The 13,132-nt window shown below is 63.3% G+C and carries 11 protein-coding genes; 5 read left to right on the plus strand and 6 right to left on the minus strand.

All coding sequences use genetic code 11. The features are described 5' to 3' along the window. Positions 1–456: 456 nt before the first annotated feature. Both AAZU54_RS16405 and AAZU54_RS16410 read right to left on the minus strand, forming a co-directional pair. The gene (locus AAZU54_RS16405; protein WP_434727404.1) at positions 457–2,541 is read right to left on the minus strand and encodes a TonB-dependent receptor family protein; all 2,085 of its coding nucleotides are present in this window, start codon (positions 2,539–2,541) and stop codon (positions 457–459) included. A gap of 136 nt (positions 2,542–2,677) precedes the next feature. Next, complete coding sequence (locus AAZU54_RS16410) at positions 2,678–3,058, minus strand: RidA family protein (protein WP_312154519.1); 381 nt, start codon at positions 3,056–3,058, stop codon at positions 2,678–2,680. A 176-nt stretch (positions 3,059–3,234) separates the two neighbouring features. On the opposite strand from AAZU54_RS16410, the gene AAZU54_RS16415 reads away from it, so the two are divergent. After that, complete coding sequence (locus AAZU54_RS16415) at positions 3,235–3,927, plus strand: tRNA (adenine(22)-N(1))-methyltransferase (RefSeq protein WP_434727405.1); 693 nt, start codon at positions 3,235–3,237, stop codon at positions 3,925–3,927. 22 nt (positions 3,928–3,949) lie between these two features. On the opposite strand, the gene AAZU54_RS16420 is transcribed toward AAZU54_RS16415, so the two are convergent. After that, entirely contained in the window at positions 3,950–4,219 is a 270-nt protein-coding gene (locus AAZU54_RS16420) for a DUF2790 domain-containing protein (protein WP_186554596.1), read from the minus strand. A 120-nt stretch (positions 4,220–4,339) separates the two neighbouring features. Here AAZU54_RS16420 and AAZU54_RS16425 point away from each other — a divergent pair, with 120 nt between their 5' ends. Further along, the gene (locus AAZU54_RS16425; protein ID WP_392463362.1) at positions 4,340–5,272 is read left to right on the plus strand and encodes a LysR family transcriptional regulator; all 933 of its coding nucleotides are present in this window, start codon (positions 4,340–4,342) and stop codon (positions 5,270–5,272) included. 148 nt (positions 5,273–5,420) lie between these two features. Here the strand turns inward: AAZU54_RS16425 and AAZU54_RS16430 are convergent, their stop codons facing one another. The 3 genes from AAZU54_RS16430 to AAZU54_RS16440 all read right to left on the minus strand — a co-directional run bounded on the left by AAZU54_RS16430 (position 5,421) and on the right by AAZU54_RS16440 (position 9,038). Beyond that, the gene (locus AAZU54_RS16430; protein ID WP_186554594.1) at positions 5,421–5,738 is read right to left on the minus strand and encodes a hypothetical protein; all 318 of its coding nucleotides are present in this window, start codon (positions 5,736–5,738) and stop codon (positions 5,421–5,423) included. A 222-nt stretch (positions 5,739–5,960) separates the two neighbouring features. Then, positions 5,961–7,253: an MFS transporter gene (locus tag AAZU54_RS16435; protein WP_186554593.1), complete on the minus strand. Its 1,293-nt coding sequence runs from the start codon at positions 7,251–7,253 to the stop codon at positions 5,961–5,963. A 378-nt stretch (positions 7,254–7,631) separates the two neighbouring features. Continuing rightward, positions 7,632–9,038 (minus strand): PLP-dependent aminotransferase family protein, encoded by a 1,407-nt coding sequence (locus AAZU54_RS16440; protein ID WP_434727406.1) that lies wholly within the window; start codon positions 9,036–9,038, stop codon positions 7,632–7,634. A gap of 168 nt (positions 9,039–9,206) precedes the next feature. On the opposite strand from AAZU54_RS16440, the gene AAZU54_RS16445 reads away from it, so the two are divergent. The 3 genes from AAZU54_RS16445 to AAZU54_RS16455 are packed head-to-tail and all read left to right on the plus strand — an operon-like array spanning position 9,207 to position 13,118. Further along, positions 9,207–11,219, plus strand: coding sequence for a DUF2849 domain-containing protein (locus tag AAZU54_RS16445; RefSeq protein ID WP_434727407.1), 2,013 nt, complete (start codon positions 9,207–9,209; stop codon positions 11,217–11,219). Next, a complete protein-coding gene (locus AAZU54_RS16450; protein ID WP_405130356.1) occupies positions 11,206–11,691 on the plus strand; it encodes a DUF934 domain-containing protein in 486 nt (161 codons plus the stop codon). The genes AAZU54_RS16445 and AAZU54_RS16450 overlap by 14 nt, the downstream gene beginning before the upstream one ends. 2 nt (positions 11,692–11,693) lie before the next feature. Further along, on the plus strand, positions 11,694–13,118 hold the full coding sequence (locus tag AAZU54_RS16455) for a cytochrome ubiquinol oxidase subunit I (protein ID WP_186554589.1): 1,425 nt from the start codon (positions 11,694–11,696) through the stop codon (positions 13,116–13,118). The last annotated feature ends 14 nt before the right edge of the window (positions 13,119–13,132 follow it).

Below are 13,132 nucleotides of genomic sequence, written 5' to 3' on the forward strand. Positions count from 1 at the left end.
GTTGTAGGCGGGACGGGTGTCGGGCACCAGCGCCCGGCGCAGGGGCAGGATTGGCAGGCCTTGGCGTTCGCAGGCCAGGCACTGGTCGGGGGGCATCGCCGACTCGGCGATGGCGTGGGCGATGTGCTGGCTAATGCTCATATGAATTCCTTGTCAGCGTCTGAAATGCTCCAAGCACTCGTGCTGTCATCAGACTGGGTTTGAGGCGAGCCAGAGGCTTGTGCGCATCCGGGCAAAGAGTTGCCGAACACTAGCGAGGAACGGCTTCACGGTAGCCCTGCAAGCTTCCGAAAACTGCGTAGGAACTTTCTGTGATTGCGCCGCGGAGGGCTTAAGGCGAAGGGAGGGGAGTGGGATGAGTGGGGCTGATGGCATGAGCTGGATCAGCCCAGCGGGTGGATGAGCTAGGGAGCGATGGAGCAGCTCTGGGTCGGCCTAGACCCAGAGCACAAGCGCTTAGAACTGATACTCCAACCCAGCCCCGGCATACCACGAGCGCCCCGGCGCGGCTTCGTAATAGCGGCCATTGCCGTCGCCAACGATCACCGAGCCGACGTACTGACGATCGAGCAGGTTGTCCAGGCGCACCAGTTGATGGAAGGTCCACGGCCCGTACTGTTGCTCAAGGCGGGTCCGCCAGTTGAACACCGCATAACTGGGGGCCGCGTGCTGGTCATTGGTGTCCTCGACATAGACCTTGCTGCGGTACTGCCCCTCAAGCCCCATGCTGATACCGGCACGCGGTTTCCATACCAGCTCGCCGAATACGCTGCTGCGTGGCACGCCCGGTAGGTGGTTACCTTTGTCGATGGAGTTGCTGCCCTGGCTGAACGCTTCGTCATAGGTGGCGTCGAGCAGGGTGTAGGCAAGGTTGGCCTGCCATTGCTCGCTCAGTTCACGCTGGATGCCCAGCTCCAGGCCGCGGCGCAGGGTTTTGCCGGCATTGTGATAACTGGTGCGGCCACCCTCGGAAGCAAGCACCACGATCTCGTCACGGGTGTGGATCTCGAACACCGCGACATTGATGCGGGTACGTTCGTCAGGTCGAGCCTTGAGGCCCAGCTCGTACTGGGTGCTGGTGGACGGCTTCAGGCCGAAGTTAAAGCCTTCCACCGAGCCTGGCGCATAGGCCATTTCCGCCTGGGTAGGCGTTTCGAACGCTTTGCCTGCACTGATGTAGCCGTGCAGATCGGGGGTAAAGGCATACATCACCGACAAGGTCGGGGTGGTGCGTTGGTATTTCTTCGAACCGCTGGCGTCGCCGTTGCTGAGGAAATGGTCATTGACCTCCATCTCCATGCTGCTATGGCGCACGCCAGCGTCGACAGTCCAGCGCTCCAACTCCCAATGGGCTTGCAGGTATGGGTCGAGGCTGGTGGCGGTGTCCTGTTCATCGCGGCGCAGTTCGCCTTTGACGCCCAAGGTGTTGCCGTTGAAATTCTGGTAGCCACGGCGGTCGTCGCGACTGCGGTCGTAGTCGGCCCCTGCGGTCAGGGTCAGGGCGCCGAAGGCGACATCGACGGGCTGGATCCAGCGCAGGGTGCCGCCGTGGAACTCGCGGTCGAAGTCGACCACGCCGCCGCCGCGATTGTTCGCCGGGGTGCCTTTGGGGATCGACAGGTACTGAATCACGCTGCGCTTGCCAGCATACAGATTGAATTGCAGGGTAGCCTCGCCGAACGAGCGTTCGTAGTTCATGCCCACTTGTTGATGGTGAATGCTTTTGCGTGTGTTGTATTGCTCGGCCCGGCTGCTGACCGAACGCGGATCGTGCTTGTAGGCCTCCCAGGTCTGGCCAAGTGGATCCTGGGTGCCATTTTGTTCCAGGCTGCTGAAGATCAGCGCCAGGCGGCTGTCGTCATCGGGGCGCACATGCACCTTGGCAAAGGTCTGGTCGCGGCGCGCGGCGCTGTGGTCGCGGTAGCCGTCGGTGTCCAGGCGCGAGGCGTCGAGGACGAACCCGGCCTGGTCGTTGCCGCCTTCGCCGTACAGGTGATTCTTGTTGAAACCGTCGCTGCCGACGGTGCTTTCGAGGCCAACCTTGGGCGGCCCGGCGCCGTCGCGGGAGAACATCTGGATCACCCCGCCGGCGTTACTGCCGTAGATCGCCGAGGCCGGGCCGCGCAGTACTTCGATGCGCTCGGCGACGTCGAGGTTGAGCGACGCCGCCTGGCCCTGGCCATCGGGTGTGCTGGCCGGGATGCCGTCGCTTAGCAGCTTGATCCCGCGGATGCCGAAGGCAGAACGTGCGCCGTAGCCGCGGGAAGAAATCTGCAGGTCCTGGGCGTAGTTCTGGCGGTTCTGCACCACCAGGCCGGGGACGCGGTTAAGCGCTTCGGACAGATTCACCCCGAGTTGGCCATCGGCAATCTGCCCGCGCTCCACGGTGTCGATGGAGTAGGGCAAGTCGAAGCTGGGGTTGGGGGCGTAGGTGCCGGTGACCACCATCGGTTCGAGCAGGGTGAAGGCAGTTGGCGACGCTGCGTTAGCCAGAGAGCAAAGGCCGAGGCTCGGGAGCAAGAGGTAGAGGTGGCGAGGCATGGGGCTTCCTGCTGTGTAGCTATTGAATATCCTGGTTGCCGGTACCGGCGCTATCGGGGGCAAACCCGCAAAAAAAGGCTACGCACCGTGGGAGCGGGCTTGCCCCGCGATAGCGCCGGCACTGGCGACAAATCAATCAGCCCTTGGCCGCCATCGCAGTGACTTCCACGCGCATGCCTTGCACTGCCAGCGAAGCGACGCCCACTGCCGCGCGCACCGGCCACGGCTTGCTGAAGAAACGCTGGTAGACCTCGTTGAACGCCGGGCGATCAGCCATGTCGGTGAGGTAGATGGTCAGGTGCAGTACCCGATCGATCGAGCTGCCGGCACGTTCCAGGGCCACCTTGAGCGCTTGCAGGGTGCATTCGCTCTGCTCGACGATGCCGCCCAATTCCAGGCTGCCGTCGGCACGGGTGGGGATCTGGGTGCTCACCAGCAGGTTGCCGAAACCGGTAACGTCCGAGGAAATCGACTCTGGATCCGGATCTGGAATGAAGGTGATATCTGCGTTTGCCATGGGAATGCTTGCCTTGCAACGGAAGGAAAGGCGCAAGCCTACTTGAGCGAAACCGGTCGGTCGAGCCGCCCGGGCATGTCCGCTCAGCCAGGGAAATTGAAATACGCGGCATTGACCGGCAGAATCGCGGCCATTTGGCCGAGCGCGCTGCGTCGGTCGTGCAGAAGGATCAAGGCTTGAACGAACAGACATTGTCGATGCGCCTGGAGCGTGTGGCGGCGCATGTGCCCGCCGGCGCGCGGCTGGCCGATATCGGCTCGGACCACGGTTACCTGCCGGTAGCGCTGATGCTGCGCGGGCGCATCGAGCATGCGGTGGCCGGCGAGGTGGCGCTGACGCCGTTTCATTCAGCGCAACGCAAGGTGCGCAAGCATGGCCTTGAACAGCAGGTCAGCGTGCGCCTGGCCGATGGCCTGGCAGCCATCGAGCCTGCTGATCGGATCAATACGGTGAGCATCTGCGGCATGGGGGGCGAGACCATGTGCGAGATTCTTCAGCGTGGCAAGCATCACCTCAGCGGCGAGGAGCAGCTGATTTTCCAGCCCAATGGCGGCGAGCGCGAGCTGCGCACCTGGCTAATGGAAAACGGTTACCAGATCGAGCAGGAAGAGTTGCTGCGAGAAAATCGCTTCGATTACGAGATCATCGTGGCCGTGCCCGGCGCGGGCAGTGCCTACAGTGCTGAGCAGCTGTTCTTCGGGCCGCGTCTGCTGCAAGCGCGCAGTGAGGCGTTTCTGGCCAAGTGGCGGCGAGTGCTACGTCAGCGCCAGCAGACCTTGGCGCACTTCGAACATGCCCAGGCGGTCCCGCAGGACAAAGCACGGGAGTTTTCCAAGCAGGTTGAGTGGATTACCCAGGTGCTGGGATGAACAAGCATTGGCGGCAAGCCAGTTACATCTGCGAGCAGTTGCCCATTTCCCGGTAATTGACCTCACGACGCTGGCCTTGATGGTCGACATACACCATGTGCGCAGTGCCCACCTGACAATCGGCGATGTTGCTGGCCGGGGTGATCGAGATGACCTTGGCCACATCCAGCGGCATGCCGTATTCGTAGTTCTGAGCACTGGCAGCCACGGGTTGGTTGGAGGCTTGGTCAGCGTAGGCGCCAAGCGAGGCAAAGGATGCAAACAGGGCAAACAGGGCGATCGAGGCTTTCATGACGGGCTCCTTGTGATGTTTTACCAATGATGTATTCGTTGGTGATACACAATAAAGGGGCTATCCCGTGATAGATTCCTGCCTGGGACGTACGAATAAGACTGAAAGGAGCGGACCTTCATGGACATGCTGCATGCCATGCGAACCTTTGCCCGCGTGGTGGAGTGCGGCAGTTTCGCTGCCGCTGCCAATGCGTTGGATATTTCTGCGGCGCAGGTCTCGCGCATCGTCGCCGAGCTTGAGAACCAGCTGCAAACCCGCTTGTTGCACCGCACCACCCGCCGCTTGCGCATGAGCGAGGCGGGCGAGCGTTTTCTGCAGCGCTCGCGGCAGATCATGCTACTCACCGAAGAGGCCATGGATGAAGCCCGCGGCGCTCACCTCACGCCGCGTGGCCGGCTGCGCTTTCACTCCACCCACGGCTTGGGCATGTTGATGATGCCGCTGGTGGCGGCCTACAAGGCGGCGTGTCCGGAAGTGGTGATGGAGTTGACCCTGTCCCAGCGCAACCCCGATCCGCTGGACGAAGGTCATGACGTGGTGCTCACCGTTGGCCGTGGGTTGCCAGACTCGCAACTGATCGCCATCCCGTTGGGCAGCATCTACAGCATTCTGTGTGCATCGCCCGACTACCTGGCGCGCCATGGCGTGCCACAGCGCCCGCAAGACCTGCATGAACATGTGTGCTTGCGCATGGGCGATCCGTTGTTCGAGGAAGACTGGGCGTTCGAGCAGACCCCGGACAATTACGTCATCCTGCCCCAAGACACCTTCCTGACCAATGTGGCCGATGCGATGCTGCAGGCCACTGAGCTGGGCATGGGCATCGGGCTGATTCCGTATTATTCGGCGAGCAAGTCGATCGAAGAAGGGCGCTTGTGCCGGGTGTTGGCACCGCACCGGCTACGCCAGCGGGAGATTTATGCGATCTATCCGTCGCGCCATTATCTGGATGCCAAGGTGCGCACCTGGCTGGATTTGCTCAAGGAGCAGTTGCCGGTGATGTTCAAAGCCCATGAGCGGCTGGTGGATGATCCGCAGTACTGGCGCTGAGGGTTCTATCGCCGGACAAGTCGCAGCGGCGCGCTGACGCTGTGACTGGTCCGGCGATGAGGTCTTTACCGCCGACCATTTAGGTGCCGATGGTCATGGCCAAGCCTTATGCGCTAGGTCGAAACAGAGCAGTTAAGCCAAGCCAGGCTCAGCGGCTGTCGCTGTCTTCACTGGTCCCGCCAGAGCTGCCTGCGCCAGTGCCGGTGGCCTCGCCGGTGTTGTTCGAGCCGCCAGTGGTGCCATCAGCGGCATCGGTGTCGGCGCCGGTATCGCTGCTGTCGTTGTCTTTGCCACCTGGGCTGTTGACGCTGCTGCCATCACCTGCGGTTTCACCTTTGGGGTGATCGCCTGAAGAGTGATCGGCGCTGGGCGTGCTGCTGTAAGGGTCGCTGGCGGCGAAGCCGGCGGTGGAGGCCAGCCCTAAGCACAGGGCAAGCAGCAGTGGGAGAGGGCGAATGCTGACCATGGTGAGTCTCCTGTAAGGATGATCTTCATGGTTTCGGCTGCGCAGGGTGGGGCAGGGTGCCCGGCAGGCGACGGGCGGTCGGGGTTATCTGTTTCGGCGTTTTGTGCTGTCAGTGCCGGCCTCTTCGCGGGCAAGCCCGCTCCCACAGGCTCACCGCCTGTGGGAGCGGGCTTGCCCGCGAAGAGGCCAGGACTGACCCAGCCAAAAACCAGCTGGGAACGATCAAACGCGCTCAGGCGCCGGTGTCGGGGTCTGTATCTCGGCCATCGAAGGATGCTCCTGCACCGCATGCATCAGCTCTTCGGTAGCGCGCAGCTCAGCACCGGTAGGCGAGAAGGTCGCAGTCGGCGCGAAAGGTGCCGGATGCTCCGGTGCCGGGCGTTTGCCGCGCCGCCAGAGGAAGAAGCTGACCATCGCCAGATTGATCACTGCAAAGGCCCAGAACAGCCCCACTTCACCATAGGAAGTCATCACCGGCGAGATCGCCAGCGGAGCCATTGCCGAGCCCAGCGAGTTGATCAGCAGCAAGCCTTGGATCATCGGCACCAGCGCATCGGCCGGGGCCCGGTCGGCAGCGCTGCTGACCGCCACCGGATACAGGGCGAACACGCCACCGCCGAGCAGGAACAACATGGCCGGCAGCAGCACCGAATTGGCCGGCAACAGCACGATCAACACCGACAGCACGGTGCACAGCGCGGCCAGCGAGATCAGCACATCCTGGCGATCCTTGCGGTCCGACCAGCGCCCCACCGGATACTGCAGCAGCATGGCGCCGAGAATCACCCAGGCCATCATGTTGCCAACCTCACCGACATCCAGGCCGATGCGTTGCAGGTACAGCGGCAGCAGCGCGTAGATCCCGGCGATCGCCACGCCCGAACCGAAGCAGCCGACCAGCCCGGTCGGGGCGATGCCCAGCAGCTGACGTGGCTTGAGCGGTTCGACCTGATCCATCAGCGGCGACACCCGTGGCAGGATCACGATCGGCAGCACTGACAGCGTTGCGAGCATACCGGCGACCATGTACGGCACGGTCGGGCCCCAGCCGGTGACGTCGCCCAGGGTGGCTTGGGCCAGCACGCCAGCGCCATAGAAGGCGATCATGTACAGCGCCAGCAGGCGTCCGCGGATCTTCGCGTCGCCCGCCAGCAGTAGCCAGCTTTCGATCACCAGGAACACCCCGACCGCAGCCCAGCCGTTGATCAGGCGCAGCACCATCCACCAGGTGGTGTCGTAGAACAGCCCTTGCAACAGAATGGTCGCGGCGATCAGCGAGGCGAAGCTGGTGTAGGCGCGGATGTGGCCAATGCGCAGGATCAGCCGATCGTTGAAGATCGCGCCCAGGGTCAGGCCGATGAAGTAGGCCGAGGACACCACGCCGATCATGGTCGCCGATTCGCCAGCGGTGCCCAGTTGCAGGGTGGTCAGGGAAGACATGAAACCATTGCCCAGGGCAATGATGAAGAGCCCGAGCAGGGGTGCTAGCGCCTGGGCCAGCAAACGCGGAGACATACGTACCTCAAGGTTGGAAAAAGCAGGGTGGTGCGCAATACCAGTGAGTTACAAGCCTGGGCCCGCCTTGCCGTCCTTCGCGGGCAAGCCCGCTCCCACAGGTACCGCGCCACCTTCCAGGCAAACGCTATCTCTGTGGGAGCGGGCTTGCCCGCGAAGGACCGCAAGGCGGGCCCAAAACAAACCGACTCGAGTCTTAACTGACTGGCATCTGGCTGGGTGCCTTTTCGTAACCGGGTAGCTGCGGGCGAAGGCCGGGGCAGGAATCAGTCGACGGATCGACGGGCGAAAAGGAGGCGCGATTCTAAGCCTTGTGGAGAATTTGCCAAGAGGGCCACCCCTGCGACCAGAGGCCGCAGGGTAGCTTATTGCTATTAGTCAGACGAACGCGCGCGAGCTGCGCCGCCGATCTTCCTTGAGCAACGCGTCGATCTTGCGCAAGGCGCTGCCCAGGCTGGCCTGATCGGCCGGGCCGCCGAGCGATACGCGCACCGCATCCTGGGTCTGCGGGGCAACGCTGAACGAATCGGCACTGGCGACGTTGACCCCAAGCTCATCCAAGGCATGGGTGAACAGGTTTTGGTTCCAGTGCGCGGGCAGCGCCAACCACAGGTGAATACCGGTGGGGTGAGTCTGCACCGGCGCCGTGAGCAAGCTGCCCGCCAGCTGCTGCCGGGCGCGCGCTTCGCGCTGAATCTCCTGCACCAGCTGCTTGGCGGTGCCGCTGCGAATCCAGTGCTCGACCAACCCCAACAGCAGCGCCGAACAACCCATGCTCGCAGCACGCAGCCCGCTTTGCAGGCGCTCGCCGGTATCGCCCCGTGGTGGCAGGACGAACGAGGTGCGCAGGCTTGGCCACAGGCATTTGGACAGCGATGCCAGGTAGAAGGTGTTGGCGCCGCCGGTCAGCGTGGCGATGGCCGCCGGGGCGTCGTCGAGCAGGTAGCGATAGGGGTCGTCTTCGATCAGCGTCAGGTCCAGGCGCAGCACGGTGGCGGCGATCTGCTGTCGGCGGCCGATGGGCATGGTGTGCGCGGTGGGGTTGTTGAAGGTTGGGTTCAGGTACACAAGACGCGCGCCACTTTGCTGCTGGGCGCGCTCCAGTGCGTCCGGGCGCATGCCGTCGGCATCGCCCTCGACCGCAAGCACGCGCAGGCCCAGCTGGCGCGCTGCCAATAGCAGCCCAGGGTAGGTCAAGGGGTCGCAGAGCAGCGTATCACCGGGCTTCGCGCAGGACGCCAAGATGGCGAAAATCGCCGCCTGCGAGCCCGAGCACACGCTCAGCGCGCGGGTATCGAGATCGCCCAGGGCTGGTTTCAACCAGCCTTGCGCCGCTTGCAGCGCGGAGCGGGTGGTGGGCTCGTCCTGGTAGGTCGACAACGCCTCGATGCGGTTGCGCCGCAGCACATCGTCCAGGCCCTTGCCAACCAGCTCCGCCATCGCGCCGTTGGCCGGTTGCGGGGGAATGTTCATGGTCAGGTCGATGCGCACCTCAGCGCCCGGCTCGCTGACCCCGGTGACGAACGATCCGCGCCCGCTGTACGAGGCGATCAAGCCGCGATTGCGCGCTTCGGCATAGGCGCGGGTCACCGTGGTCAGGTCGACGCCCAGTTGCGCGGCCAGGGTGCGTTGCGGCGGAACCTGGTCGCCAGACTGCAAAGAGCCCGATTGTATGGATTCTGCGATCATTTCGGCGATCTGTATGTATCTTGGCCCGCCCTTAGGTTTGAAGGGCCTTGTCCAGCGGGCTTGAGCTGATTCTTTCGTCTCGTCAGCGAGAGGCATGCGAATTCCTCAGGTTGTCAATCCATACGCTCAAGCATAACATGGCATACGGTTACATAGTAAATCCATACAAACGGACTGTGTATGGATTTTATTGTCAGGCACCGGAGAGGCGCAGCAGGGTTGCAACGATAAGCGCTTCTAGGCTGCCAGTCATGGAGATGTTTGATGAATGACTGCCAACTGATCTGCGCCAATCGTCTCGACGATGGCGCAGTGGTCTGGCTGGACGCGGAGCACCAGTGGGTCGAGACCCTTGCACAGGCCAGTGCCTTTGCCCCGCAGCAACTCCCTGCCGCCCAGGCTGCGGCGCAACGAGCGGTGGACGCGAACCTGGTGGTCGGCCCGCTGCCCTGCGCTGCACGGCGAGTGGACGGCGTTGTCGAGCCGATCGAGTTGCGCGAACGCTTGCGTGCTCGTGGGCCATCGGTGCGCACCGATCTGGGTAAACAGGCGGCCCGCCTCAGCCCACCCGCGAGCGCTGCCCAGCCGCGCCCGGTGATCGCGGCACAGGTCGAGCACGCTGGGGTCTATCGCTACGACCCGTTCGAGCGCGACTACCTCAAGGCCCGTGCCCGCGAGTTCGAGCAGCAAGTGGCCCGGCGCCTGAGTGGCGAGCTCGACGAAGAAGCGTTCAAGGTCTATCGGCTGATGAATGGCCTGTACCTGCAGTTGCATGGCTACATGCTGCGGGTGGCCATCCCCTATGGCACCTTGAGCGCGATTCAATTGCGCCAGCTGGCCTATGTCGCCAGCACCTACGACAAGGGCTATGGCCACCTCACCACGCGGCAGAACATTCAGTTCAACTGGCCGCACCTGTCCGATACCCCAGAAATCCTCTCGGTGCTGGCCGATGCTGACCTGCATTGCATCCAGACCAGCGGCAACTGCATCCGCAACGTCACCACCGACCACTTCGCCGGCGCTGCCCAGGATGAAGTGATAGACCCGCGGGTGCACGCCGAAATCCTCCGCCAGTGGTCCACCGACCACCCTGAGTTCACCTACCTGCCGCGCAAGTTCAAGATCGCCATTACCGGCAGCCCGATCGACCGCGCAGCGGTGCGCTTTCACGACATCGGCATCCTCGCCACGCGCAACGACCAGGGCCAAGTAGGCTTTCAGATCTACGCAGGTGGAGGGCTGGGGCGCACGCCTATCGTCGGCACGCTGGTGCGCGACTGGCTGGCCGAGCGCGACTTGCTGCGCTATGTCGAGGCGATCCTGCGGGTCTACAACAGCCTCGGGCGGCGCGACAACCTGTACAAGGCGCGGATCAAGATCCTGGTTCGCGAGCTCAAGCCAGCCAAGTTCATCGAGATGATCGAGGCGGAGTTCGCCAGCCTTCCCGCGGACCATCAGCACCTGGAGCCGGGCATCGTCCAGGCGATACACGAGCGCTTCGTCAAGCCCGCCTTCGCGGAGCTGCCCGGCATCTGTGAGGACTACCTCGATGCGCGCACAGCCGATGCCGAGTTTGCCTTTTGGGTGCGCAACAACACCCATCCGCACAAGAAACGCGGGTATATCAGCGCGGTCATCTCGCTCAAGCCCCAGGGCGGTATTCCGGGCGATGTCAGTGCCCAAGAGATGCTGCTGATCGCCGACTTGGCCGAGGCCCATTCGCTCAATGAAATCCGCGTGTCCCACGAGCAGAACCTGGTCTTGCCGCATGTGCGCCTCAGTGAGCTTTACCAGGTCTGGCAAGCGCTGCGCGGCGCCGGCCTGGCCACGGCCAACGTCAACCTGATCTCCGACTCGATCGCTTGCCCAGGCATGGACTACTGCAGCTTGGCCACGGCCCGTTCGGTGCCGGTGGCCCAGCGCATCGCGCAGCGTTTCGATGAGGCCCAGCAGCGTGAGATTGGCGAGCTCAAGCTCAACGTGTCCGGCTGCATCAACGCCTGTGCCCACCACCATGTCGCCCACATCGGCATTCTCGGCCTGGACAAGGCCGGGCATGAAAACTACCAGATCACCCTCGGCGGCAGCGCGGCAGAGGATGCCGCGGTGGGCACCATCCTTGGCCGCTCGGTGAGCTATGAGGCGCTGCCAGAAGTAGTCGAGGCGATTGTCGCGATCTACCTGCGCGAACGGGTCGAGGGCGAACGCTTCCTGGATACCTACCGCCGCGTCGGCATCGATGTGTTCAAGGAGGTGTTGCGTGACGCTCATTGATCGTAACGGCCTGCCGGTTACAGACCTGTGGCTGTATCAACAACAAGACGCACCCTTGGTGTTGGCCGAACGCTGCGTGATTCGCCTTGAGCAATGGGACGAATACCTCAGCCAATTCGGCGCGCCTGCCCAAGGTGTGCGGATCAGCGGCGAGCAGGATCCCGCGGGCGTGCTGGCGCTACTGGCCCAGCTCGAAGTGATCGTCATCGACTTTGCCAAGTCGCGCGACGGTCGCGGCTTTACCCTTGCGCGCCTGTTGCGCGACCGGCACGCCTTCGCTGGCGATCTGCGTGCCGCCGGGCCGTTGCTGCCCGATCAGTTCTCGATGTTGCTGCAGTGCGGCTTCACCAGCCTGCTGGCCCCGGCCACGGTGCCGCTGGTTCGCTGGCAAGACGCCGCCAGGGCCCGCCTGCAAGCCCAGGCCCGGCCGCGCACGCTGCTCGAGCGCCTTTCCCTAAGTAATGAGGCATAACCATGTTCAGCCTGACAGCCTTGGAGCTGGCACGTATTCAGTTTGGCTTCACCGTGACCTTCCACATCATCTTCCCGGCCATCACCATCGGCCTGGCCTCGTTCCTCGCGGTCCTCGAGGGCCTGTGGCTGTGGAAGAAAGACAACGCCTACCTTGACCTGTACCACTTCTGGTCGAAGATCTTCGCCGTCAACTTCGCCATGGGCGTGGTTTCGGGGCTGGTCATGGCCTATCAGTTCGGCACCAACTGGAGTTTCTACTCGCAGTTCGCCGGCAGTATCACCGGGCCGCTGTTGACCTATGAGGTGCTCACGGCATTCTTCCTCGAAGCCGGTTTCCTGGGCGTCATGCTGTTCGGCTGGAACAAGGTCGGGCGCGGGCTGCACTTCTTCGCCACGGCCATGGTCGCCGTCGGCACGATGATCTCGGCGACCTGGATCCTGGCGTCCAACAGCTGGATGCAGACGCCCCAGGGGCATGAGGTGATCAATGGCATCGTGGTGCCGGTGGACTGGTTGGCGATCATTTTCAATCCGTCGTTCCCTTACCGCCTGGCGCACATGGTCACCGCAGCGATGCTCTCGACCGCACTGTTCGTCGGCGCCTCGGCGGCCTGGCACATGCTGCGCGGTACGCGCACGCCAGCGGTCAAGCGGATGTTCTCCATGGCCATGTGGATGCTGCTGTTCACCGCGCCCTTGCAGGTGGTGATCGGCGACATGCATGGCCTCAACACGCTCAAGCACCAGCCGGCGAAAGTGGCGGCGATGGAAGGCCATTGGAGCAATACCCCGGGTGAAGGCGTACCGCTGATTTTGTTCGGCATCCCCGACATGCAGGCGGAAACCACCCACTACAAGATCGAGATCCCCAATCTTGCCAGCCTGATCCTGACTCACAGTTTGAACGGTCACATCCCGGCACTGAAGGACTTCCCGCCTGAGGATCGGCCCAACGCAACCATCGTGTTCTGGTCGTTCCGAGTCATGGTGGGCTTAGGCGTGCTGATGGTCGTGCTTGGCTTGTGCGGCGCCTGGTTGCGCTGGCGGCACCGGTTGTATGAGTCCAAGGCGCTGGCGCGTTTCGCGCTGTGGATGGGGCCATCCGGGCTGGTGGCGTTGCTCGCAGGCTGGTACGTCACCGAGATCGGGCGTCAGCCGTGGGTGGTGTATGGGCTGATGCGCACCAAGGATGCGGTGTCCAACCACTCGGCCATGACCCTGTCGGTTGGCCTGGTGGTACTGGTGGTGATGTACCTGGGCATTTTCGGCACCGGCATCGTGTACATGCTGCGCCTGGTTGGCAAAGGCCCGCAGGAGCATGAACACCATGAGCTGGAGGCTGAAATCACGGCCAACCAGCGACCGGCGCGGCCGCTGTCGGCGGTCGATGAGTCGCTGTATTCCACCACCCCTAAGAACCACTGACGGGAGCGTCTTTC

This window comes from Pseudomonas sp. Je.1.5.c, assembly GCF_051129895.1.
In the GTDB taxonomy this organism is placed as follows: Bacteria; Pseudomonadota; Gammaproteobacteria; order Pseudomonadales; family Pseudomonadaceae; genus Aquipseudomonas; species Aquipseudomonas urmiensis.